Source organism: Sorangium sp. So ce176 (assembly GCF_051519835.1).
GTDB classification, from domain to species: Bacteria; Myxococcota_A; Polyangia; order Polyangiales; family Polyangiaceae; genus Sorangium; species Sorangium cellulosum_G.
The window spans coordinates 5,792,442-5,816,866 of sequence record NZ_CP150371.1 but is presented as its reverse complement, the minus strand read 5'-3'; the positions used below and the strand labels follow the sequence as shown (position 1 = coordinate 5,816,866).

Genomic DNA, 24,425 nt, shown 5'->3' with positions numbered 1-24,425 from the left:
AGCCCTGAGAGTCTTATTCCCCGCGTCCGAGTTCGCGCTGCTCGCGGTGGTGCTCGGCCTGCCGGCGCTCGGCGCGCTCGTGAACGGCCTGTTCGGCAAGCGGCTCGGCAAGGACGCGGTCCGGCTGATGGCGCTCGCCGCGCTCGGCGGCGCCTTCCTGGCGGCCGTGACGACGTTCCTGATGCTCCCGCACGAGGGCGGCAAGCTGAGCTGGACGGCCTGGCGCTGGTTCTCGATCACGGGCCGGATGGGCCAGTCGATCCCGATCGACGTGGCCTTCAGCGTCGACGGCCTGAGCGGGACGATGATCCTCGTCGTCACCGGCGTCGGCTTCCTCATCCACCTCTACTCGTCCGCGTACATGCGCGAGGACCCGGGCTACTACCGGTTCTTCGCGTACCTGAACCTGTTCTGCTTCTCGATGCTCGTGCTGATCATGGCCGACAACCTCGCCGTCCTCTTCGTGGGGTGGGAGGGCGTCGGCATGTGCAGCTACCTGCTCATCGGGTTCTGGTTCAAGGACGACAAGAACGCGAGCGCGGGCAAGAAGGCGTTCGTCGTCAACCGCATCGGCGACTTCGGCCTCCTCGTCGCGATGGCCATGCTCGTCTACTACTCGGGCACCCTGAACTTCGACGGCATCGCGGCGACAGCGGGCAACCTGCTCTCCGCGGTGAAGGTCTGGCCGATCGGCAACATGTCGGCCGACACGGTGCCGGGCTTCCTGAGCTTCATCATCCCGTCACAGCCGGTGCTCGTGTACGCCTCGACGCTGATCGCGCTCGCGCTGTTCCTCGGCTGCGCCGGCAAGAGCGCGCAGATCCCGCTCTACGTCTGGCTGCCGGACGCGATGGCCGGCCCGACGCCGGTCTCCGCGCTCATCCACGCCGCGACGATGGTGACCGCGGGCGTCTACCTCGTGGCCCGGCTCTCGGCGGTGTTCGTGCTGTCGCCGTTCGCCATGGCGGTGGTCGCGGTGACCGGCGTGCTCACGGCGATCTTCGCGGCCTCGATCGGGCTCTTCCAGAACGACCTGAAGAAGGTGCTCGCCTACTCCACGGTGAGCCAGCTCGGGTTCATGTTCATCGGCGTGGGCGTCGGCGCCTTCGCGGCCGGCTTCTTCCACGTCCTCACGCACGCCTTCTTCAAGGCCTGCCTCTTCCTCGGCGCCGGCTCGGTGATCCACGCGATGCACGCGCGCATCCACGACACCGACCGGTCGCAGGACATGCGGAACATGGGCGGCCTCAGGGAGCACATGCCCCTGACGCGCTGGACCTTCCTGCTCGCGTGCCTCTCGATCGCGGGCTTCCCCGGGTTCGCCGGGTTCTGGTCGAAGGACGAGATCCTCTGGCGCGCCTTCTCCAGCCGGATCGAGTCCGTGTCGACGCGCGGGCAGCCGGTGTGGCAGTGGCCCGACTGGCTCGGCCCGGCGATCTACACCGTCGGCATCCTCGCCGCGACGATGACCGCCTTCTACATGTTCCGCGCCTACTTCCTGACGTTCCACGGCGAGTTCCGCGGCTGGACGATCGTGCGCGGGTGGAAGGATCCGCACCCGCACGGCCACCACGACGACCACCACGCGCACGCGCCGGGCGAGAAGCTCGAGGGCCCGGTGCCGCACGAGTCGCCGCTGCCGATGACGATCCCGCTCATCGTGCTCGGGGCGCTGTCGGTCTTCGCCGGCTTCCTGATGGCGGAGCCGCTCGTGCACCTCACCCACTCGCACGCGTTCGCGCCGCTCGCGCACCTGCTCGAGCCGGTGTTCTCGATGACGTCGCGCGCGGTGGTGGAGCGCGAGGCGGCGAAGGGGCTGATGTGGGCGATGATGCTGCCCGGCGTGGCGGCGTGCTTCGCCGGCATCGGCCTGGCGATGCTCGTGTACTGGAACCGGCGCGGCGAGCCCGAGCGGCGCTTCGCGCAGCAGTTCCCGCGGCTCCACGGGCTCATCTACGACAAGTGGCGGATCGACGAGCTCTACGACGCCACGGTCGTGGGCATGGTCGACGCGCTGGCCGACATCTTCACGATGGCGGACAAGTGGATCATCGACGGCGTGATCGCGAAGCTGTCCGCCGCGGTGGTCGGGTTCTTCGGCACGGTGCTGCGCGCGCTCCAGACGGGCCGCGTGCAGGTGTACGCCGCGTCGATGGTCATCGGCCTCGCCGGCGTCGGCTGGTTCATGGTCAAGCCGCACGCGGACGCGCAGGTCGACGACGCCGATCTGCGCCGTTCGGGCGAGGTGAGGCTCTCGGCGGCGCCGGGGCTCGGCTACCGGTACCGCTGGGAGGCGCCCGGCCTGAAGTCGGGTGACTTCTCCGAGGCCGCCGACGTCACGGTGAAGGTCGAGCCCGGCGAGACGAAGGAGGTCGTGCTCCGCGTGCGCAACGCCTTCGATCGCGAGGCGACCGAGACCTTCTCGTTCTCCAGGCCGTCGGGCCGCAAGAACCCCACGGACCCGACCACCATGCTGGTCCCGAACGGTGCCAAGCCCGCCCCGGGGACGACCCCGGCGGAGCAGACGAAAGGCCTGCAATGAGCGCGCTCGACCTCGTAACGCATCACTGGCCGGCGCTCGTCGCCGGCGTCGTCGGAGCGCTCCTCCCGCGGGGCGACGGGCGCGGCGCGGACGGCGCCCACGCGGGTGACGACGATCACCACGGCGGTCACGACCACCACGGCGACGACGATCACCACGGCGACGAGCACGGCGCGGCCCACGCCGGCGGGTACACCGCGTGGCAGCGGGTCGGCCTCGGGCTCATCGCGGTGCTCACCGTCCTCGGCGTGCAGTGGCTCTGGCCGTCGGACGCGCCGGCGGCCGCGGCGGACGCGTCCGGGGAGTGGTCGTCGCTCCTCAACGTGCTGATCGGCCTGCCGTTCGTCGGCGCCGCGGCGGTGCTGTTCGTGCCGCGGCAGATGCTCTCGCTGCTCCGGGGCTTCACGCTGGCGGTGCTCGGCGCGGGCTTCCTGGCGTCGCTCTGGCTGCTCAGCGTGCCGATGACGGCGGGCTGGCACTTCCAGTCGATCAAGGAGTGGATCCCGTCGCTCGGCATCCGGTGGCACGTCGCGATCGACGGGATCAGCCTCTGGCTCGTCCTGCTCACGACGTTCATCACGCCGATCGCGGCGTACGCGTCGTTCGGCTCGATCAAGAGCCGGATCAAGGAGCTCTGCTTCTGCCTCCTGCTCCTTCAGGGGGCGATGCTCGGCGCCTTCCTCGCGCTGGACCTGTTCCTGTTCTTCCTCTTCTGGGAGCTGATGCTGGTGCCGATGTTCGTGATGATCGGCATCTGGGGCGGCGTCGAGAAGATCAAGGCCGCGGTCAAGCTCTTCATCTACACGATGGCGGGCTCGATGCTGATGCTCGCGGGCATCGTGTACCTCGTGTGGGCGAACCAGAAACTCACGGGCGCCTACACGTTCGACTACCTCGCCCTCTCGCGCGTGGTGCTGCCGCGCAGCACCCAGATGCTCTGCTTCTGGGCGTTCTCGATCGCGTTCTTCATCAAGGTGCCGATGTGGCCGGTGCACACGTGGCTGCCGGACGCCCACGTGCAGGCGCCGACCGGTGGCTCGGTGATCCTGGCCGCGGTCATGCTGAAGATCGGGACGTACGCGTACCTGCGCTTCTCGATGGGGCTCTTCCCCGGGCCGGCCTCCAGCCTGGCGGCGAACCTCGCGGGCATCGCGATCCTCGGTGGCGTGATCTACGGCGCGCTCGTCGCCTGGAAGCAGGCCGACGTGAAGCGGCTCGTCGCGTACTCGTCGGTCGCCCACCTGGGCTACGTCATGCTGGGGCTCTTCGGCGTGACGCCGAGCGGGATCCAGGGCGCGGTGCTCCAGATGGTGAACCACGGCGTCTCCACCGGCGCGCTCTTCCTCCTGGTCGGCGTGATCTACGACCGGCGCCACACCCGCCAGGTCTCCGAGTTCGGCGGCCTCGCCAAGGTGATGCCGGTCTACGCGACGCTCTTCCTGATCGTGACGTTCGCCTCCGTCGGCGTGCCCGGCACGAACGGCTTCATCGGCGAGTTCATGATCATCATGGGCACGTACGCCTCCGAGCGCCTCGGGACGTTCAGCGGGATCCACACGGTGGGCGCCGCGGCGGGCGTCATCCTCGCCGCCGTCTACATGCTGAGCGTCGTGCAGAAGATGTTCTTCGGGCCGCTCACCAACCCGAAGAACAGGCACCTGCCCGACGTCACGCCCCGCGAGGCGCTCGCGCTCGCGCCGCTGGTGCTGATGATCTTCGTGATCGGCCTGTTCCCTGCGATCTTCCTCGATCGGATGAAGGAGTCGGTCCTGTTTACCTACAACCAGTTCAAGGTCGTCTCCGGGCAGGCGATCCTCTTCGCGGACGAACGGAACGCGAAGCTCCTGCCCGAGGACACGTTCTCCCCTGCGTTCCTCAAGGGGGCGCCGGTGCTGCGTCCCGGTGAGGGCGCGCCGGGGGCGGGCGGGGACGAGCAGGCCCGGAGCGATCGGCGCGATCGTCAGACCGACGGCAAGGTCGCGGCGCGCGGGGAGGAGGCGGCGCGATGAGCTACGGGATCTTCCTCGCCGTCTCGCCGCTGCTCGTGATCGCGCTCGGCGGGGCCCTGCTGATGCTCGCGGAGGCGTTCTCGAACCGCCGCGAGGAGTCGCCCGAGCGCCTCTCGGGCCCCTCGTCCGACATCGCGCTCGGGACCGCGATCACGCTCCTCGCCGGGGCGGTGTTCTCGGGCGCTGTCGGGTTCGTCGGCCCCGAGACGCTCGACGGGGTCGACGCGCTCGCCCCGTACCTGATCATCGACCGCTTCACGCTGTTCTTCTCCTTCGTCCTCTGCCTCGGCGGCGCGCTGGCGTCGCTGCTCGCGGGGGGGTACCTCCCGGAGCACCGGCTCGACCGCGGGGAGTTCTACCCGCTGCTGACCTTCTCGACGGTCGGCGCGATCATCCTCGCCGGCGCGGGGGACCTGCTGACGCTGTTCCTCGGGCTGGAGACGATGTCGCTCGGGGCCTACGCGCTGACCGGCTTCCGCCGGACGTCGCCGCGGAGCAGCGAGGCGGCGATCAAGTACTTCCTGCTCGGCTCGTTCGCGGCGGCGCTGCTGCTCTACGGCGGCGCGCTGATCTACGGGGCGACGGGGCACACCGACCTCGCCGGGATCCGCGACACCATCGCGACCGCGACGGGGGACAAGACGCCGAACCCGGGGCTGCTGCTCATCGGGGCGGCGCTGATGCTGGTCGGGCTCGCGTTCAAGGTGAGCGCGGTGCCGTTCCACATGTGGACGCCCGACGCGTACGAGGGCGCCCCGACGCCGGCCACCACGTTCATGGCGGTGGCGGTGAAGGGCGCGGCGTTCGCCACGCTGCTGCGCGTGCTGCTCGGCGCGTTCGGCGGCCCGGAGCTCTCGTCGTGGGCGGCGGGCTGGCCGCCGGCCGTGGCGGTGATGGCGCTGCTCACGATGACGGTGGCGAACCTCATCGCGGGCCGGCAGGAGTCGGTGAAGCGGATGCTCGCCTACTCGAGCATCGCGCACGCCGGCTACCTGCTCGTCGGCGTGGCGGCGGCGGTGCGGTCGAGCGAGGACGCGCAGGCGAGCGTGATGTTCTACCTGCTCGTCTACACTGTCTCGACGGTCGGCGCCTTCGGCACGCTCATCCTCTGCGGCAGCCGCGGCGCCGAGGCGGTGAGCTACGAGGACCTCGCCGGCATCGGCAAGCGGCACCCCATGGCGGCGCTCGCGTTCTCGCTGTTCCTTCTCTCGCTGGCGGGCGTGCCGCCGACAGCGGGCTTCTTCGGCAAGCTCTACATCGTCAAGGCGGCGATGGGCGCCGAGCTGTACACGCTGTCCGTGGCGCTGCTGCTCAACAGCGTGCTGTCGGCCTACTACTACCTGCGGGTGCTCGTGTACATGTACATGCGCGAGCCGGCCCCGGGCGCGCCGATCGCCCGGCCGATGCGCTCGGGCTACGTCAACGCGGCCCTCGTCCTGTCCGCCGTGCTGGTGATGGTCCTCGGCATCTGGCCGACGACCTCGCTGGGCATCGCGGTTCGCTCCGTCCTCGCCTCTCATTGAAGCGGAGCGCCCGGCGGCACCGCCGGGCTGCCAACTCGTATGGCGATGACGCCACCGCCGCTTGCGACGGTGGCGTCGTCGTTCGCGGCGATCGCGCGCTGCTGCGCGGGGCGCGCAAGTTGCTAAAGTCGGCGCCGATGCGAGGCGGCGAGAACATGCAGAGAACAGCGGACAACTGGCGGATGCGGGCGGCGACGGTCGTGCTGCTCGGGGCGATCGGGTGCCAGGGCGGCAACACGACCGGAGGCTCGCCCGCGGGGAGCGCGGCGCCGGCGGCGAGCGCGGCGGCGAGCGCAGCGCCTGCCGCGGGGAGCGCCGCGGCGGCGGCGAGCGCGATGCAGGCGCCCGAGCTCTCGCTGACGTCGGAGAGCGTCCTCGCGGTGATGAACCCGAAGCGGCGAGCGCCGTACAGCGGGCCCACGGGGACGCTGCGGGGGCGGGTCACCATCAAGGGAGATCCGCCGCCGGACACGGGGCTGAGCTTCCCGGTCGGCAAGTGCGGCGAGGCGGCGGCCACCTACGGGCGGCTGTTCCGGGTGGGGCAGCAGCGCGCGCTCGCCGACGCGCTGGTCACCGTCGTCAACTACAGCGGCTACGTGCCCGAGCGCGAGGAGGCCGAGAAGGTGACCATCCACGGGTGCGCGTTCTCGAGCCGGACCGTGGCCATGACCTTCGGACAGCGGCTCGAGGTAGCGAACCTCGATCCGCTGGAGTCGTACATGCCGAACCTCGAGGGCGCCCCCTTCATGGCCGTCCTCGTCGCCATGCCGCAGGGCGAGGCGGTGAAGTTCCACCCGCCGCAGCCGGGCTACTACCACCTCGTGGACAAGATGCCGAAGCCGTTCCTCAAGTCAGAGGTCTTCGTGCTCAAGTTCGCGACGCACGACGTGACCGACCTCGACGGCCAGTTCGAGATCAAGAACATCCCCGTGGGCAAGGTGCTCACGGCGGCCCTCCTGCCAGCCATCGATCAGGACGTGAAGAAGGAGATCGAGATCAAGGAGGGCGACAACAAGCTCGATTTCGAGCTCACCTTCGACCTCGCGAAGTACGCCGAGAAGAAGGGCGCGAAGACGTCCTCGCCCTGAGGCGCGCGTCAGGGCGCCGCGGGCGCGCCGCCCGCGAGCTCCCGCTGGACGCGCTGCGCGACCTCCCGGGAGAGCCGATCCCCGGCGCCGGGCGGCGGCAGCGGGCCGAGCCAGGCGAGCGCGGCGTCCTTGCCGACCCGGCGGAAGAGCAGCTCGGCAAAGAGGAGCCGCGCGAGCGGCGACGGGGGGACCGCCGGGCCGCCGCTCGTCGCGGCGGCGTGGAGCGCGTCGGTGGCCCGGGTCAGCGCGTCGACGTCGCCGGTCAGATCGGCCGCCACCGCGAGCGCCACGAGCGCGGAGGCGCTCGCCGGATCGGCCCCCGAGACGAGCTCGGCCTGCTCGCGGGCCTCGCCGGCGCGGCCCAGGGCGGCCGCGCGTACAGCGACCTCGGCGGGCGGCAGGTCTGCGTCGCGCGCCAGGCGACGGGCGCGACGGAGCTGCCCGAGGACGAGCGCCTCGTCGAGCTCGGCCAGCGGTCCCGGCGAGGGCGGCGGCCGCCCGGCGGCGCCGCCGGGCGGGGCGAGCTCGCGCAGGCGCCGCGCTGCCTGCTCGGCCGACGCGCGATCGCCGGACACAACGGCTGTCGCGTGGAGCGCGCGCCACGCGTCCGCCGACCGGGGGCGGCGCACGAGCAGCGCCCGCAGCGCGCGGCGCGCGTCGTCGTTCCGGCCGAGCCGCCGCAGGATCTCGGCCTGGAGCAGGAGGCCGTCGTCGCGCTCCGGATCGAGCTGGATCGCCCGCTCGACGCGCCCGAGCGCCGCTGCCAGCCGGCCCGCGGAGAGATCGCAGCGCGCGTGCTCGCGGTGGGCCGGCTCGTAGTCGGGGTCGATCGCGCGGGCGCGGGCGAAGGCGTCGCCCGCGGCCGCCTGCTGGCCGAGGCGGCAGCGGACAGACCCGATGCGGGTCCAGATGTCCGCGCTGTCGGGGTCGCCCTCCTCCGCCAGCTCGTAGGCCTGGAGGGCCGTCGCGAGATCGCCGCGCGCCTCGGCCTCGGCGCCGATGGCGTACAGCGTATAGGAGCGCGCGTCGATGTGGCGGCCCACGAGGATCTGGCCGTCCACCGAGCGAGCGACCCGGGGCGCAGCGCAGCCGGCGCCGACAGCGAGCAGCGCGAGCCACGGCAGCCGCGCGGCGGCGCGGCGAAGGGCCGCGCGCACGCGGCGATCTCGGCGGGGGAGGGCTACGCGCACGCGGCGATCTCGGCGAGGAGGCGATCGTTTTCCTCGCGGAGGCCGACGGTGATCCGGAGCCGGTGCGCGAGGCGCCCGCCCGCCGCGTGGAAGCTGCGCACGAGGACGCCGCGGGCCGCGAGCGCGCCGAAGACCTCGCCGGCAGGGCGGCGCGTGCCGACCCAGAGGAAGTTCGCGTGGCTCGGCGCGACCGAGAGGCCGAGGTCGGTCAGCCCGCGCGCGAGCCGCTCGCGCTCGGCCGTCACTGTCGTCGCGACGTGGCGGAGCTCGCCGTCGAGCTCGCGCAGCGCGAAGGTGGCCGCGCGCTGCGACGGCACCGGGATGTTGTAGGGCTGGCGGACCTTGTCGAGCTCGGCCACGAGCTCCCGCGCGCCGATGAGCCAGCCGACGCGCAGCGACGCGAGGCCGATCTTCGAGAGCGTCCGCAGCACGGCGACGTTCGGGTGCCTGCGCCAGAGCGCGAGCTGGTCGCGCGGGGCGAAGTCGATGTACGCCTCGTCGACGATCACCAGGGCGTCCTTCGCCGCGGCGATGACCGCCTCGATCCGGTCCTCCGACATGAGCGCGCCGGTCGGGTTGTTCGGCGAGGCGATGAAGACGACGTTGGGCCGCGCGAACGCGACGGCGCGCGCGAGGGCGGCCACGTCGAGATCCCAGCCGGCGTCGAGCGGGACCTCGACGGCGCGCATGCCGCGGGCGCGCGCGCTCAGCTTGTACATGACGAAGGTGGGGCTCACCGTCACGACGCTCGCCGCGTCCGCGCCTTGCCGCGGGCGGCCGAGCGCGGTGAGCACCGTCGAGATCACCTCGTCGGAGCCGACGCCGGCCAGGATCTCGTCGGGGTCGACGCCGCAGCGGGCCGCGATCGCCTCGCGGAGCTCGACGAGGCGCGCGTCGGGGTAGCGGCCCCAGTCCTCGGGCGCCGCGGCGCGCTGGAGCGCGGCGCGCGCCTCGGCCGAGAGCAGCGGCGGGCTCTCGTTCGCGTCGAGGCGCACAGGGAAATGGCCCGCGACAGGGGTGTAGGCGTGGAGCTCGGCGAGCTCCGGACGGAGCAGCGCAGGGAGGAACTCGGGCAGCGGCATGTGTCGATCCACGGTCGGCGCGGGCGCGGGGCTGAGGGGAGGAGCGCGGTATACTACCGCGCCGGACCGGGAACACCTCGACGTGCGCTACAAGGTGGCCTCATGCCCATGATGAGCCGTGCGACCGTGCTCGTGCCGTCGCTGTCGTCCCCCGTCGCTCCCGAGCAGAACGTGATCTTCTCGCCGGACTTCCCCCTGGAGGAGCGCGAGGGCAAGGCGGCCGCCGCGCCGCGCGCCGCCGGCGTGCCCTGGTCGGTCGGGCGCGTCGTCCGGGGAGAGGCGTCGCTCCTGGAGCTGCGGCACGAGATCGCGCGCAGGTTCGGCCCCATCCCCGACGGCGCCCTGCCGGAGAGCGCGCCCGGGGACGCCCCCGGCGCGTACGCGTTCTCGTTCGTGCGCCCGTCGTTCGTGTCGCCCTTCGCCAGCGAGCGCGAGGGGGTCTTCTTCGGCGAGCGCGTCCTGCCGTGCTTCGGTCTCTGGAAGGACGTCGACGACGCGACGTGGTCGAGGGCCGCGGCGCAGGTGGAGGTGCATCACCACCGAGGCCCGGACGACTTCGTGATCGCGCTCGCGGCGAGGGGTGAGGAGCGGGTGGTCGTCGCGCGGTGCCCGCGCCCCGAGACGCTCGAGGCCGCCGTCGCGAAGGTCGTCGCGCTGGCGCGCAAGCCGCGGAGCTGGCTGCGGAGGTGGCTCGGCGCGAAGCCGTTCGACCGCGACTGCGCGCTGAAGATCCCCCCGCTCGATCTGTGCGCGGTCCGCGTCCACGACGAGCTCATCGGCAAGCCGCTCGCGGACGGGGGCGGTCCCCCGATCGGCGACGCCCGCCACGCGGTTCGCTTCCGGCTCGACGGCGACGCGCGCGCGCCGGGCGAGCCCGGGCCGATCACCCTCGGGCGCGGCGACATGTACGACCGCTACTTCGTCTGCGACGGCCCGTTCCTCGTCGTGGTCCTTGGCGCGCCGCCGAAGGACGAGGTGCGGCTCGCTGCCTGGATCGAGGCGCTGGACGCGCCGGAGGGCGCGACCGCCGCCGCGCCCTGACCGGCGGACCGCCGCCCGTCACTGCCCGAACGTGTACCAGCGCGGCTTGACGTCGGTGATCAGGTGGCCGCCGCCGTTGACGTGCAGCCCACCCGGGGCGCTGCCGGACCCGAGGCCGGTGGGCATCCCGCTGACCAGACCCGAGGCGCCCACGTTGGCGAGCTGCGCTGCGGAGGCCACGCCCGGGACGCCCACCGCGGTCGCGCCCGACGTCGTCGCGCCGGTCCGATCGGCCACCGCCTGGGCGACGCTCCGGCCCATGAGGCTCGGCTTCGTCCCGCCGTTGCACGTGACGATGTCGACGCGCGTCCCGGGGGTCTTCCCGTTGAAGCCGGCGGCGTTCAGCTTGTCCGCGAGCTGGGCCCCCGAGATCTTCTGCCCCGCCCACTCGACGCTGCCAGGCCAGCCGTGCGTGTCGACGACGACGTCGGTCTCCCCGGCGAGGCTCCCGGGGACGACCTGGTTCGGCTTGAGGATCGTCGCGCCCGGGTACTGCGTCGCGTACTGCGAGTAGTACGCGTTGTGGAGGTTGGGATCGTTCGAGGCCGTGATGATCGTGAGCAGCCCGAGCGGGTCGATGAAGAGCGTCGGGTTCGGGACGAAGCCGATCTCCTGCAGCGAGCCTGACAGGCCGATGGGATCCGGCGTGATGAACACGCGCAGGTCGGGCGCGTAGTAGCGGAACCGGTTGTAGTGGAGCCCGGTGAGCTCGTCGGCGCGCTGTCCGGCGAAGCGGAGCGCGCCCGGCTCGCCGCGCCTGTGCGCGACCTCGCCCCAGGTGGTCAGATCGAGCTCGCTGACCTGGCCGGCGGCGTCGAGGTAGAGCCACGGCGTCCCGGCGGCGTCCGTCGCCACGAGGCGGAAGCTCGCGCCGCCCTGGGACTCGAGCAGCGGCATGTGACCCGGCGTGTCGAAGACACGGCGCGTGATCTGCCCGCTCGAGGTGCGCTCCTCGACGATGCTGTCGCCGTCCCAGCCGAACCAGGTGCTCCCCTGGCCGACGATCTCGGCCACGCGGCGGCCGAGCGCGTCGTAGATGTACTGGACCTTGAGCCCGTCGCCGCGCACGGCCTCGGTGAGCCGATCGCTGTCGTCGAACGCGTAGCGCCATGTGCGCTTCGGGTCGGGCGCGTCCCGGCCCGCCAGCCGGCCGAGGCGGTCCCAGTAGAGGGTCTGCTCGCCCACGGCGAGCGGCCGCCCGCCGGCGCCGACCGAGCCCCCGCCGCGCTGCATCGCGGTGCCGTGCGGCGAGAAGGAGAACGCCTCGGTCACGCCGAGCCCGCGCGCCTCCACCGGCCGCCCGTGCGCGTCGAGTTCGTAGCGGCGCTCGCCGCGCTCGCTGTCGATGACGGCGGCCAGCGCCCCGACCGGGTGCCAGCGGTAGGCGCGCGCCCGGGCGACCTCGCCCGGCGCGCCCTCGACCCGGATCTCCACCGGGAAGCCCTCGGCGTTGCGCCGGGTCAAGATGGCCCCGATCCCGCCCTCGCGCCGGCGGGCGCGCTCGCCGTCCTGCGCGTCGCGCTCGAAGAGGAAGCGCTCGGCGGCGTCCGGCTGGCCGACGCCCATCGCCGTGACCCGCCCGTGGACGTCGTGCTCCAGCGCCACGCGCCAGCCGGACGAGTACCTGCGCCCCACGAGCTTGCCGCCCTCGTCGTAGTCGTAGCTCGTGACGAACTTGAAGCCGCCGCAGGTCTGGGTGTCGCGGAGGATGGCGCCGCGGTCGTCGTACGCGAGCTCGGTCGTGCAGGCGCCGTTCGTCGCGCGCACGACGCGCCCGAGGGCGTCGTACTCGAAGCGCTCGATGAGGCCGGAGGAGTACTCCCGCGCGACAACGTTGCCCGCGCCGTCGCGCGCGAGCCGCACGAGCGACTCGTCGGGCCGGAGGACCGACGCGAGCCGGTCCGCGCCGTCGTACTCGTAGCGGTACTGGAGCCCGGTGAACGTCGTCTCGCGGACGAGGTTGCCGGACGGGTCGTAGACGAACGTGCTCCGCTCGCCCGCCGCGTTCTGGATCCAGCGCAGCCGGAGGAGCGCGTCGTAGCCCATGAGCCAGCGCGACCCGTCCGGCAGGACCTGCTCGACGAGCGCGCCGGCCACATGGCGGTAACGCGCGCGACCGCCGCCGGGGTACGAGGTCGCCGTGCACAGCCTGAGCCCGTCGAACGCGTGCTCGGTGCGCTGCCCGCTCGGGCCGACGATGCCGACGACGTTCCCGGACGAGTCGTACTCGAGCGTGGTCGCCGCGCCGCCGGGCGACTCGATGCGCACCGGCATGCCCAGGAGATCGTAGACGTAGGTCCACACGCGCTCTGCCTGGGCGTAGCGGACCAGGTTGCCGTGCGCGTCGTACTCGAGCGTGTCCGCGAGGCCGCTCGGGTAGGTGATCTTCGTGTTCTTGCCGCGCGCGTTGTACTCGGCGGTCGTCTTGCCGCGCGCGTCCTGGAGCTCGATGACCCGCCCCTGCTTGCGCAGCGCGGTGGAGCGGGCGCCGTTCGGGGCGATGGTGGTGACCCCCTGTCGCTCCGCGTCGATCTGGTACCGGATCGTGCCGCTGCTGTCGCTCAGGGACGCCAGCCGACCGGCGGTGTCGTACTGGCGCCGCTGCGTGACGCCGGCGCCGTCGGTGACCGCGACGAGCCGCCCGACAGCGTCGTACCGGAAGAGCATCGCGTAGCCGCGCGGGTCGACGTAGCGCTCGACGAGGCCCAGCGCGTTGCCCTCGTAGCGGTGGACGTGGCCGAGCGCGTCGGTGACGGCGGCCTGGTGAGGCCCGGGCCCGTACGCGATGCGCGTGTGGAAGATGCCGCGGGGGCCGCCGGCCGCGTGCGCGTCCGGGTCGCCGAGCGCGGCGAGGATGTCGGCGCCGGGCAGCTCACCCCAGGTCTCGACGCAGCGCTGCTCGCCGCCCACGTCCTGGTGCACGAAGTGGAAGACGACGCCGTCGGGGCGCGTCTCCGAGAGCAGGTAGTGCTCGTCGTCGTAGCCGAACCGGGTCTCCGCGCCGCCGGCGTCGATGACCCGGACGAGATCGCCCCGCCCGTCGAGCTCGTAGGTGACGAGGCGCCGCCGGTGCTCCTTGCCGTCGGCGTCGGTGACGGAGACGCTCCAGATCCGCAGGTTCCCCTCGCGGGAGAGCGCCGCGCGGCGGCCGACAGAGTCGGTGATGGCGACGATCTCGTCCTGGTCCCAGTCGATGAGGGCCGCGTTGCCGAAGCGATCGCGCAGCTCGACGAGCGCGTACGACCTCGGATCCGCGGCGGGCCGGAGGACCCGCACGAGGTCGTCGTCCAGGTCGACGACGATGGCGTCGCCGTCGCGGAGCACCTTGCGGCCGTGGGGGAGCAGGAACGCCTCGTCGGCCCCGGGCAGCGGCATCTCGGTGCGGCGCTGCTGATCGTCGATGAGCACGAGGCGATCGCCGCTGCGCTCGGCGCGCCAGGCGAGGCTGTGCGACCAGCCCCAGCCGAGGCCGCAGCGGTGGCGCACGGCCGAGGTGCTGTAGGTGCGGACCCACTGCACCCAGAGGAACCCGGGGAGCGTGAAGTCCACGGCCGGGATCGTGAACAGCGTCCCTGTCACGACGTCGATCGGGTGGCCTGCGGCCGCCTGGCCCTCGGCGCCCGGCGGCGCCGGCGGGCTCGGCGGCCCTGCGCCCTGGCTGCTCCCGCCGCCGCCCCCGCCGCTGTTGCTCCCGCCCTGCGGGCCGCCGCCGCCCGGGCCCCCGGCGCCGCCGCCCGTGCTGCCGCCGCCGCCGCCGCCGCCGCTCGCGTTGCTCGCGCTCGCGCCGGCGCCGACGGTGATGCTCTTGTTCATCTGGCCCATGCTGCCGGTGATGCCGGCCATGCCGAGCTCGATGAGGACGTTCGGCGCGCCGAGCCACGGGAAGCAGGGCCCGCCCGTGTTGAGGCTGACAACCTCCTTGAGCGTGCCGGGCTCGTTGCCGTGGCACGCCTTCATGCAGCCGCCGACGGTGAGGATCTTCGCGCCCTCGATCTTCGTGCGCATGCACGGGTCGATGATCCCCTCGGCGACGGTGCCCATGGTCGGGTAGGGGATGGGCAATGGGCTTGGCGCGGCCGGGGTCAGGCACACGCTCACCGCCATTCCGGTCATCTGGTGTCCGGACTTCTCCGTAATGGTGTCCAGGTGGAGAGCGGTGACCTTACCCATGGTGGCAAGATGCTCTCACGGCCCGTGAGACGTCCGCAACCGCGGGCACGACTCCGGTGACCCGGGAAAGCTGCATGGCCCGGAGCGCGGGTCAGGGGGGTGGCCGGCGTGGGGGAGGGGTGTGATCAGACGGGAGCGACGGGGTCGTTCTTCTTCCTGGCGCTGGCGGCGCGGGCTCGCTCGGCGCGGCGCTCTTCTTCGGCTGCGTCCTCGTAGGGCGACAGGAGGCGGGCGCGGAGGAGCGCGTGCGTCTCGTCCTTGTCGTCGTCGTACTCGGCGTGGACCTGGATCATGAGCGTGCCGTACGCCTCGTGCCAAGCGTCCACTGCCGCGAACGCTGGATCCGCGCTCTTCGCCTCGGTCACGCCGAGCTTCTGGCCGTAGAGCGCGGTCCAGCGCCGGAGGCGATCGGCCTCGGCGTCGAGCCCGAGGCGCTCCACCGCCGCCGTTGCCTCCTTGTCGTCGAGCGCCTTGATCATCGCGCTCATGCGCACCCATTGCTGGGAGTACACGAGCTTGACGAAGCCGGTGCCCGACGAGAGCACCGCGGCGCGCACCAGCGCGGCGTCGGCCCGGCGCGCGGCCTCGTCCTCGCGCAGCGGCAGGATGTCGTCGTGGTCGAACGAGCGCTCGATGCCATCGAGCTGGGCGCCGAAGGCGGAGATACAGCGGTCGGCGCCGCGGTCGATCTCCATCATGGTGGCGTCGGCGCTCCCGAGCGCCTCGACGGCCTCGGTGCGCGCGATGACGGATTGGATTGCGGCGTCCACCTTGGGGGCGAGCTTGATCTTTCTCGATTTCAGCGCCTCCCGGTGAGAGGCGAGCCTTGTACCTGCGACGATGCACCCGCTCGGCGTGAGCCGGCGGGCGAGAAACGCGGCTTTTCCCATGGTGAAGGGGGTATCACGGCCGCGCGGGGGTGAAAGAGGAGGGCAGAATTCCAGCCCCGCGCGGCAGCATTGCGACCGCGGACACCGGAACGCGTCGGCGACGAGGAGGTGGTGGAACGGGGCGCGTCGGCGACGAGGAGGTGGCGGCCCAGGGCGCGTCGGCGACGAGGAGGTGGCGGCCCAGGGCGCGTCGGCGACGAGGAGGTGGCGGCCCAGGGCGCGTCGGCGACGAGGAGGTGGCTTGTGCATGAGCTCCTGCTGGCGAACCAGTCCGCCGAGCCGGCAACAGCCTCCTACTCTCCCGTCTCCCGTCTCCCGTCTCCCGTCTCCCGATCCCCGTCCTCGTCTGGCGTGCTCGTGCTCGCTCCGATTCGTCCCCCATTCAGCCCGGACTCATCCTTCTCCCTCCTCGCAACTGAGCCCGCTCCCGCGACGACCTCCAGATCATGGCTCTCCTCGATCACGAAAACCTGGACGTCTATCACCGATCCATCGAGTTCCTGACGCTCGCGCTTCGCCTCGTCGCGCGCCTGCCTCGAGGCGAGCGTGACCTCCGTGCTCAACTCAAACGCGCGGCCATGTCGGTACCACTCAACATTGCAGAAGGCTCGGGGAAACCGGCGGCCTCGGACCGGGCACGCTTCTACGCGATCGATCGTGGATCCGCGATGGAGTGTGGCGCCTTGGTGGACGTCTGCCGTGTGGCGAGCTTCCCCCGACCGTCGTCCGAGCCAACGAGCCACGTGACCCGCTCCCGTGACCCGTCGACTCGCCGCGCGGAGCTCGCGCGCTCTCCCCCCTTCAGCGCGCGACAAGGCGCATCGCGGGGCGGCTGTGCTGGCCGTGCTCCGCCTCGAGCTCCTCGAGCTCGAACGCCCGATCCATGTCCATGTCGAGCTCGTCGAGCTCGCGCTGGGTGCTCTCGCCGTTGTCCAGATCGTCGAGCTCGCGCATGAACCGATCGATCTCCGCGCACGTCGACGGCGTGTCCACGGGCGTCATCGATTGCTCATGCATGAGCTGGATGAGCTCCAGGATGGCGGCGAGCTTCTGCGAGACGACCTCGAGCCCCTCGCGCGTCTGGCTCCAGCACTCGGCGCGCCGGTAGGCGATCGTGAGCCTCCGCTCCGACAGCCCGCGCGTGCGGCCCGCGCACGTGCTCCGGACCGCCTCCAGCGCCCGGATCGTCTCCATCAGCTCGGTGTGGTTCGTCATCGCCAGCGACTCCTGGCCAGCCTTGTGCGCGATCGCGAGGCGGATGTAGCTCATCAGCAGCCGGCTCAGGCCGAAGCCGTCGTCGAGCAGCATCGGGACGGCGCCGCCGCGCCGCCGGATGTTCTCGCGGGTGCGATCGATCAGCCGGTCGAGCCGCGCGAGCTCCTGCTGGTGCCGGATGTCCATCTGCCGGATCAGCGACTCGCGCGCCCTCGACCACGCCGCCCGATCGGCCTCGTCGAGCTGCGCGTCGATGCTGCGGCGGAAGTAGCCGCGCCAGGGGACGAGGCACAGGATGAGGAGCTCCGCCCCGAGCCCGATCAGCAGGAGCAACGGGCTCCAGCCGATGAAGCTCAGGAGGAGCGCGCTCCCCACGACGAGGAGGTTGTACGGGTGGACCAGCACCCGGCCCAGGTACGTGCTCGCGGTGCGCCTCCGCAGCGGTGCGACCTGGACGCCGAACGCGGCCAGCGTCGCCCTCGACTCGGCCAGGCTCGCGCCAAGCACATCCTCCAACCGGCAAAGCTCTCGATCGCACGTCGTCATGGACTCCCCCCTCTCACCTGGTCCGCTGGTCCTCGTGCCACCTCGCCCCGTCGACCACCCCCCGCCGCCAAGCCAGCCGACCGGGCCATCGACGCGGGGACGCGCGCGCCCCCGCACCGGCGCGCCGGCGCGCTGTGAACACAGGTCACGCTCGCGCGGCTCACGCCGGCGGCGGTCAGCCCGCGGAGCCTGCCCCGGAGGACCAAGAGTCCGCCGCGTCCATCGGCCGCCCAGGCGGTATCACCTTGAAAAACAAAGCTTTTCTGGCAGCGCTGCGGCATCGCCAGCTCCACGAAGTTCATGCTCTTTCCGCTCTTCGCATCTCGAAAGCCCCGTGGAGCTCCGCGGTGCGCCGTCGAGGCGCAGCGCCGCGGTGGATCCCGGAGCGAGCAGAGCGGGGTCCATGCCAAGCGCCGCGGCACCGCGTGGCGCACGATCCGGCGAGGGGGCGCGGCTAAATGGGGGAGACGCGCGGCGCGTGGGGCGGACGGGCTGCGTCCAGCACGTGGACGCCGGGCGCGCCGAGCGACATCGGCACGCGATCGAGGCCGGCCGCGCGCGCCGCCTGGAGGAATGCCGCCGAGGGCGGCGCGGCGCCGACGAAGATCGAGACGTCCCCGCCGCCGGCGCCGCTCGGCGCGAGCGCTGCGCCCTCGGCGGCCGCGGCAGGGCGGAGGCGCCTGAGCGCGGCGGTGACGATGGGCGCGCCGGCCCGGTCGCCGAGCTCGCCGAGGGCGTCGACCTGGCGATCGAGCGCGGCAACGAACGCGCCGGCGTCCTCGGCCAAGGCGGCGGCCGCCGCCCCCTCGGCGGCCGCGCCGAGCAGCGCGCGGTGCGCCGCGGGATCGCGGGCGGCGAGCGCGCGCACGCGCTCGAGCATGTCGCTCGTGCGCGCCGCGGCGTCGCTGGCGAAGACCTCGATCGCGAGCCGGCCCGGCAGCGCGTGCGGCGCGACCGCGAGCTCGCCGCCCGGCCCGAGCCGGCAGCAGAGGACGCCGCCGTGGACGCTCGCCGCGACGTCGACGCCGCTGCCGCCGCCCTGAGCCCGCCGGTGCGCCGCGAGCGCGTCGAGGAAGAGCGCGCGGGCGTCCCAGGCGGGCATCGGCTGGCCCACCTCGGCCGCGGCGGCCGCGGCGGTCGCCATCGTTGTCGCGGCCGCCGCCGCGCGCGCCGCGAGGGTCGCGACGAGGATGGCCGCGCTCGAGCCGAGGCCGAGCTTGCGGCTCGCGGCGATCGGCGCGTCCGCCGCCGCCGACGACGCGGCCGATCGAAGCGCGGAGGCGTCGAACCACACGGCCCGGTCGAGCGCGCCCGCGTCGATGGCGGCCTGGACCTCGTCCGTGACGAGGTCGGCCGGGCGCGCCGGGTCGGCGAGGACGTACCGATCGACAGCGGCCACGAGCGCGGGCGCGCCCTCGAGCACGGCGTACGCGCCCGAGAGCACCAGCTTGCCAGGCGCCCTGACGATCAAGGGCTCACGCTCCCGTCCGAGGACACGAGGTGAGCGCCGCCGCCGGGGGCGGCCGAGATGGTGCGGAGGACGCCGGGGACGGCGAGCAGCGCCTGCTCCACGGCGCCCCGCGCGTCGGGGGTCGTGAAGACCTTCACGTGCGGGCCGGCGTCGATGGTGAAGAACGCCGGCATGCCCTCGCCGCGGAGCCGCCGCACAGCGGCGATCACCTCGACGGTGGCGCCGGTCCAGTAGAGCAGGCCCGGCGAGGCGGCGATGCTCGAGGCGTGCATGCACAGGGCGCTCGCCTCGGCCGCGGCGCCGAGCGCCGCGAGGTCGCGGGCGAGGACGGCCGCGCGGACCGCCTCGAAGAGCGACGGCGCGGCGTCGACCCAGGCGGGGAAGTACGGGCTCGTCATCGCTGTGTGCCGCATGCCGTCGCTGGAGCCGACGTCCTTCGGCCCCTCGCGCGTCACCGCGATCACGACAGCGAGCGGCCAGTGGCCCTCCGGCGCGAGCGGCGTGGCCGCGAGCGACGCGTCGCCGGGGCGCCCGGCGCGGAGCTCGACGAAGCCGCCGAAGGCGGAGCGCGCGGCCGAGACCGAGGTCTTCCGCGCGAGGTCGCTCACCAGGACGGGCGCGGTGGGCAGGCCCGCGGCGGCGCTCGCGGCGAGCGCGAGCGCGGCGAAAGCGGACGCGCTCGAGGCGAGGCCCGCGGCGGTGGGGAAGTCATTCCGGCTGACCACGCGGGCGCGCTCGCGCCGGCCCGAGGCGGCGCGGACCCTGTCGAGGAGCCCGGCGACCCGGCGCGTCGCCTCCGCGTCGGGCGGCAGCGCCGCGCCGCCGAGGTGGAGCTCGTCGCGATCGAGCGAGGGGTCGAAGGCGACCTCCGTCGTCGTGGCCATGCCGGCGAGCGTCACCGAGAGGCTCGGGACGGCGGGCAGGTTGTGCCCGTCGAGGCGCTTGCCCCAGTACTTCGCGAGGGCGATGTTCGGATGGGCGATCGCTGTCGCCCGGCTCACGGCGCTCATGGTTGCTCCTCGGCCATCCTCGTCGTCACGCTCGTCACGCTCGTCACGCCCGCCTTCACCCGGGTCACGAAGCCGCTGTACCCCGCGTCGCGCCAGGCGGCGAGCACGCGGTCGGCGGCCTCGGGCGCGGCGCCGCCCCCGCCGGGCGGAGGGGGCGGCAGCAGCGCGATGACCGAGCCGCCGCCGCCGGCGCCGGTGAGCTTGGCGCCGAGCGCGCCGGCCTCGCGCGCGAGCTCGCACAGGGCCTCGATCGCCTCGGTCGAGACGAACATCCCGGCGAGCAGCATCTGGTTGAGGTCCATCAGCCGGCCGAGCCCGATCGCGTCGCCGGCCTCGATGGCGAGGGCCGCGTTCTCGACGAGCGCGGCGATGCCGGCGATCGAGCCCTCGGCCAGCGCGGGCTTGCGCTCGAAGAGCTTCGCCACGAGGTCGACCATGCTGCGCGTGGACGACGGCGCGCCCGTCGCGCCCACGCAGAGCCAGAGGTCGTCGCGCGGGACGATCGGGGTCGCGCCGTGCGCCCGGGTGAAGCGGAAGCACCCGCCGCGGGCCGCCGCCGTCGTGTCGACGCCCGACGGGTTGCCGTGGAACACCCGCTCCCAGGCGGTCGCGGCGGCCAGCACGGGGGACGCTGGATCGAGCGCGGTCTCCGCGGGCGGCCCGGCCGCCGCGGGCGAGGCGGCCGCTCCCGCAACCACGGTCGCCACGGAGGTCTCGCGCGCGAGCGCGTCGACAGCCCGGGCGATCGCGACCCCGAGCGCCGCCGAGCTGCCCAGGCCTCCGCCGGGCGGCAGCTCGCTCTCGGCGGCCACGCGCACAGGGCCGGCGCCGGGGAGCGCCTCGAGGAGCGCCGCGAACGCCTGCGCTACCTCGCCCTTGGCCGGCGCCGCGCCGCGCTCGCCCCCGCCCAGCCAGAGCTCGCTCGCGCCGGACGACAGCGTCGCCCGCGCCCGGGCGCCGCGCTCGATGCCGGCGGCGAGCGCCGGGGCGCCGTACACGACGGCGTGCTCGCCGAGCAGGATGACCTTGCCGGAGGCGTGGCCGAGCGCCTCGGTCATGCGCCCGTCCACCGGAGCGCGCTCGCCGCGCCGCACAGGATCTGCCGGGCGGACGCGCTCACCGGCAGCGAGCGCCCGAGGACCTCGGCCTCGCCGCACAGGGCCGAGAGCCGCTCCTCGACGGCGCGCCGCGCGCCGCACGCCTCGAGCGCCAGGCTCGCGGCCGCGACCGCCTCGTCGCTCGCTTCCTTGCGGCCGAGCGCGCCCTCGACGGCGCGCCGCCCCGCGGCGTCGAGGCGCCCCTCGGCCGCCGCGAGCACGGCGGTGCGCTTGCCGGCGCGCAGGTCGTTGCCGACCGGCTTGCCTGTCGCGGCGGCGCTGCCGAAGGTGCCGAGCAGGTCGTCGCGGAGCTGGAAGGCGACGCCCACCGGCGCCGCGAACCGCTCGAGCGCCGCGACTGTCTCGGCCGGCGCGCCGGCCAGCGTGGCGCCGAGCGCGAGCGGGCCGCGCACCGTGTAGCTGCCGGTCTTGAGCGCGTGCATCTGCTCGACGTCCTCGGCCCGCCCGACCACGTCGAGGTGCTGCCCGATCACGACGTCCTCGTGCATCTTGCAGAACAGCCGCACGGCCGCGAGGGTCGTCGCCGGGGGCGCCTCGGCGCCAGCGAGCGCGCTCAGCGCGAAGCTCCAGGTGAGATCGCCGGCGAGGATCGCCGACGACGCGCCGAGGTGCGGGTCGCCGAGCACGTCGGTCAGCGCGACGTGCGCGGTGCGGTCGCCCCGCCGGACCGTGTCGCCGTCGATCCAGTCGTCCTGGATGAGCAGGTAGGTCTGGAGCAGCTCGAGCGCGACGCCGGCGTCGATGGCGGGCCCGAGCGGCGCGTCCGGCGCGACGCCCTGGTAGGCGGCGACGAGCAGCCCCGCGCGGAACCGCTTGCCGCCGCGCAGGGTCAGGCTCTTCGCCTCCAGGGCCATGGCCGCCACCTCGCGGCCGTAGCGCTCCACGTCGCTCACCTTGTCGCGCCAGCGCCGCTCGAGCGCCTCCTCGACGCGGGGGCGGATCGAGGCGAGGAAGTCGAGGAACAGCCGCGCGCCGGGGTCCGCCGTCCCCTCGAGCGTCCGATCGCCGGCCCGGGGTGCGCCCTCTCCATCCTTCGTGTGCGCTGTCATGGAATGCGCGGCAGCCTAGGAGCCGGACGCGAGCCGGTCAATCTGCGCCGCCAGCGCGCGCGGCGCGCGCTCCCCGGCGCCCGGCCCGGGAGCGCCGCCCGGAGGCCGGCGGGGCGGCGCTGCGCCGCGCGGGGTGAGGGCGGCGCGCCGTTCACCAGGGCTCGATATCGGGACCGGGCCGCCCGCGGCGCGGGCCGCGCGCGGAGGATCGCTCTCCTGTGAAGGCGCATGAGCGCGAGGGAGGGAGTCCGCGGCGAGGCGCGGAGTCGACGCGGCGTGGAGACGCCGAGCTGTCGAGTCGGCGAGACGACGGTCCGGGAGGGAGACAGCGAGACGAGCGATCTCCCCGCCTCTCCGCTTCGCTGACAAATTCCGCTGTTCGCGCGGTTTCATCCTGATCCGCGCCCGGCGCGGGCCGAGGTGGCTTGGGATCTGCAATGCGTGGGCGCGCGCCGCGCGCAGGCTTCCTGCGAGATCGCTCCTCCGGAGTCGCGCGCGGCGCCACGCGCAACCGGAGGAAAGAGGGGACTTTCATGAAGAGACCGCCGGATGGGATGTCGAGCATCTTTCTCCTCATGATCGTCGGCGTCGCCGCGTGCAGCGGACACGACGCCCGCGAGGATCAGCCGGAGAGCGCCGGCGACGGTGCGTCCGGCACGGCGCCCTTCGCGAGGAGGGCGACGTTCCTTCCCGCTTACCGCGTGATCGGCCCCGGCGCCGACGTGGAGCGGGCGGCCGCGCTGGCCGGCGCGCTCGGGCTCGCGGAGGAGGGCTTCCGCGGCGGCGCCTCCCTCGCGGCCGACGGCGCGATTCGCTACCTGGACCGCGCGCGATTCCAGCGCTTGCCGACGAGGAAGGGCGCCGCGCCGGTGCCATGGTTCCGCGACGAGCGCGGCTTCGCCACCTCGCGGGGCGACGACGCCATGGACTTCGAGGCGCTCGCGGCGATCCGCGTCCTCCCCGAGCCCGACGCGGCGGCGCGGGCGTGGGCCGCGCTGGATCTCGCGCGCCTGCCGATCGGGAACGACGTCGCCGTGGGGCACTCGCTCTTCGAGGCGGTCGACGCGGCGGGGCGCCGCGTGGCGCGGGCCGAGCTCGACACGCAGGTGAGCTTCCGCGACGCGCTCGAGGGGCTCCGGCTGATCGGCCCCGGGGCCAAGGTCCGGGTGACGTTCGACGCCGAGGGCGCCGTGACCCACCTGATCTACGCGCGGCGCGAGCTCGAGCGCGGCGAGGACGTCGCGATCGTCCCGCCCTCCGAGGCGCCCGCGCTCTGCGCCGGCGCGCTGGGCGGCCGCGCGACGCTCACGGCCGAGCCGGAGCTCGTCTATTACGCGCCGCCGCTCTCCCGCGAGGTGCAGCGGATCCTGCCCCATTACGTGTGCAGCGCGCGGCGCGGCATCGGCGATCAGGCGGTGGACGTCCGCAAGGTGATCGTGCCGGCCGTCATGAACGCTCCGAGGGCCGCGATCTCGGCGCGCGTGGACGGCACGATCGGCGCCGCAGAGGCGACTGTCACCGGGGGTACTGCTCCCTACACGTACAGGTGGGTATCCTCGGCGCGCTTCGTGGACGCCGCGGGCCCTGGCGACACGAAGGTACGGATCGCGCCGGGCGACGCCGGCGTTCGAGGGCAGACGGAGACGCTCTCTCTCTATGTCACGGACGCCGACGGCCTTGTCGCGACAGCGGCGCGGCAGGTCTCGTTCGCCCGCGCGGCGCCGTGGTCCGGGGCGCCGCCCGTGTCCCCCGTGTCGCCCGCGCCGCCCGGCGTGTCGCCGGGGAACGAGGGCCGCGCCGCTGTCGGCGCGGAGTGGGTCGGGCTCTGCGGGGGCCTCGATCACTCGGCGGCGAACGTCGACGGGCTGCTGAAGAGCTTCCAGGCGGGCGGCGTCGAGGAGCGTTTCAACTGGGGTGACCAGCGCGCGTGGGAGATCGATTTCAAGGATCCGGCGCTGGGCGGCCAGGACGCGTCGTTCGCGGACTCGGTCGATCTCACGTTCTATACCGGGCACGCGAACGGCGTCGGGCTCATGTTCTGCAGCTCCATGAGCGATCGATTCCTCCACTTCAGCGAGGCGCACTGGGGCAACTCGAACCTCGAGTGGATGGTGGTCGCCGCCTGCGGCCCGCTCCAGGACGACGCGGGCGCGTGGCGCTTCCGGTGGTCGGGCGCGTTCGACGGCCTGCACCTCCTGCTCGGCTATGCGACCGAGTCGTTCGACGACACCGCCGAAGGAGCCATGTTCGCGGACTACCTGCTCGACGACGCGAGCCCGACGCCGCTGCGCCAGGCGTGGGTGACGACCGCGATAGAGGTCCAGCCGGACGACGACGTGATCTACGCCGTGATGGGCGCCTACGGCCAGGGATGGACGCTCCCCAACTACGACGATCACTTCTGGGGCAAGGGCCCGGTCGGCCCGGACCTCCGGGGCGCCGAGCGGATCGGGTTCTGGCGGCTCGCCGGGCCTACGTAGC

General features: G+C 73.4%; 16 protein-coding genes and 1 pseudogene. 7 read left to right on the top strand and 10 right to left on the bottom strand.

Annotation, left to right across the window (positions count from 1 at the left end; all coding sequences use genetic code 11):
• The first annotated feature begins 46 nt into the window (after positions 1-46).
• The 4 genes from nuoL to WMF42_RS21670 all read left to right on the top strand — a co-directional run bounded on the left by nuoL (position 47) and on the right by WMF42_RS21670 (position 7,162).
• Entirely contained in the window at positions 47-2,542 is a 2,496-nt protein-coding gene (gene nuoL, locus WMF42_RS21685; RefSeq protein WP_437694000.1) for an NADH-quinone oxidoreductase subunit L, read from the top strand.
• Positions 2,539-4,551: a complex I subunit 4 family protein gene (locus WMF42_RS21680; protein ID WP_437693998.1), complete on the top strand. Its 2,013-nt coding sequence runs from the start codon at positions 2,539-2,541 to the stop codon at positions 4,549-4,551. The genes nuoL and WMF42_RS21680 overlap by 4 nt, the downstream gene beginning before the upstream one ends.
• The gene (locus WMF42_RS21675; RefSeq protein ID WP_061612268.1) at positions 4,548-6,074 is read left to right on the top strand and encodes an NADH-quinone oxidoreductase subunit N; all 1,527 of its coding nucleotides are present in this window, start codon (positions 4,548-4,550) and stop codon (positions 6,072-6,074) included. Before WMF42_RS21680 ends, WMF42_RS21675 begins: the two co-directional genes overlap by 4 nt.
• A gap of 155 nt (positions 6,075-6,229) precedes the next feature.
• Positions 6,230-7,162, top strand: coding sequence for a hypothetical protein (locus WMF42_RS21670; protein WP_437693996.1), 933 nt, complete (start codon positions 6,230-6,232; stop codon positions 7,160-7,162).
• Positions 7,163-7,170: 8 nt separating this feature from the next.
• Here WMF42_RS21670 and WMF42_RS21665 read toward each other — a convergent pair whose 3' ends face one another.
• Positions 7,171-8,319, bottom strand: a complete 1,149-nt coding sequence (locus WMF42_RS21665) for a tetratricopeptide repeat protein (protein WP_437693994.1) — start codon at positions 8,317-8,319, stop codon at positions 7,171-7,173.
• Positions 8,320-8,342: 23 nt separating this feature from the next.
• On the bottom strand, positions 8,343-9,434 hold the full coding sequence (gene hisC / locus WMF42_RS21660; protein ID WP_437693992.1) for a histidinol-phosphate transaminase: 1,092 nt from the start codon (positions 9,432-9,434) through the stop codon (positions 8,343-8,345).
• A 102-nt stretch (positions 9,435-9,536) separates the two neighbouring features.
• Here hisC and WMF42_RS21655 point away from each other — a divergent pair, with 102 nt between their 5' ends.
• Positions 9,537-10,475, top strand: coding sequence for a hypothetical protein (locus tag WMF42_RS21655; protein ID WP_437693991.1), 939 nt, complete (start codon positions 9,537-9,539; stop codon positions 10,473-10,475).
• 18 nt (positions 10,476-10,493) lie between these two features.
• Here the strand turns inward: WMF42_RS21655 and WMF42_RS21650 are convergent, their stop codons facing one another.
• The 3 genes from WMF42_RS21650 to WMF42_RS21640 all read right to left on the bottom strand — a co-directional run bounded on the left by WMF42_RS21650 (position 10,494) and on the right by WMF42_RS21640 (position 16,098).
• Positions 10,494-14,588 (bottom strand): PAAR-like domain-containing protein, encoded by a 4,095-nt coding sequence (locus WMF42_RS21650; protein ID WP_437693989.1) that lies wholly within the window; start codon positions 14,586-14,588, stop codon positions 10,494-10,496.
• Positions 14,589-14,770: 182 nt separating this feature from the next.
• Positions 14,771-15,535, bottom strand: a complete 765-nt coding sequence (locus tag WMF42_RS21645) for a phosphoenolpyruvate--protein phosphotransferase (protein WP_437693987.1) — start codon at positions 15,533-15,535, stop codon at positions 14,771-14,773.
• 293 nt (positions 15,536-15,828) lie between these two features.
• The gene (locus WMF42_RS21640) at positions 15,829-16,098 is read right to left on the bottom strand and encodes a hypothetical protein (RefSeq protein ID WP_437694486.1); all 270 of its coding nucleotides are present in this window, start codon (positions 16,096-16,098) and stop codon (positions 15,829-15,831) included.
• Between WMF42_RS21640 and WMF42_RS21635 the strand changes: the two are divergent.
• Positions 16,027-16,188 (top strand): annotated as a pseudogene (locus WMF42_RS21635) (four helix bundle protein); the annotation flags it as partial. The gene WMF42_RS21640 and the pseudogene WMF42_RS21635 overlap by 72 nt on opposite strands.
• Positions 16,189-16,336: 148 nt before the next feature.
• Here WMF42_RS21635 and WMF42_RS21630 read toward each other — a convergent pair.
• The 5 genes from WMF42_RS21630 to WMF42_RS21610 form a co-directional block, all read right to left on the bottom strand.
• Complete coding sequence (locus WMF42_RS21630) at positions 16,337-17,257, bottom strand: hypothetical protein (protein ID WP_437694322.1); 921 nt, start codon at positions 17,255-17,257, stop codon at positions 16,337-16,339.
• A 493-nt stretch (positions 17,258-17,750) separates the two neighbouring features.
• Entirely contained in the window at positions 17,751-18,767 is a 1,017-nt protein-coding gene (locus WMF42_RS21625) for a hypothetical protein (RefSeq protein ID WP_437693985.1), read from the bottom strand.
• The gene (mvaD, locus tag WMF42_RS21620) at positions 18,764-19,777 is read right to left on the bottom strand and encodes a diphosphomevalonate decarboxylase (RefSeq protein ID WP_437693983.1); all 1,014 of its coding nucleotides are present in this window, start codon (positions 19,775-19,777) and stop codon (positions 18,764-18,766) included. Before mvaD ends, WMF42_RS21625 begins: the two co-directional genes overlap by 4 nt.
• A complete protein-coding gene (mvk, locus tag WMF42_RS21615; RefSeq protein WP_437693981.1) occupies positions 19,774-20,835 on the bottom strand; it encodes a mevalonate kinase in 1,062 nt (353 codons plus the stop codon). Before mvk ends, mvaD begins: the two co-directional genes overlap by 4 nt.
• Positions 20,832-21,944 (bottom strand): polyprenyl synthetase family protein, encoded by a 1,113-nt coding sequence (locus WMF42_RS21610; protein ID WP_434048618.1) that lies wholly within the window; start codon positions 21,942-21,944, stop codon positions 20,832-20,834. The genes mvk and WMF42_RS21610 overlap by 4 nt, the downstream gene beginning before the upstream one ends.
• 533 nt (positions 21,945-22,477) lie before the next feature.
• On the opposite strand from WMF42_RS21610, the gene WMF42_RS21605 reads away from it, so the two are divergent.
• Positions 22,478-24,424 carry a DUF6345 domain-containing protein gene (locus tag WMF42_RS21605; protein WP_437693979.1) on the top strand — a complete coding sequence of 649 codons (1,947 nt, stop codon included), beginning with the start codon at positions 22,478-22,480 and terminating at the stop codon, positions 24,422-24,424.
• Position 24,425: the final 1 nt, after the last annotated feature.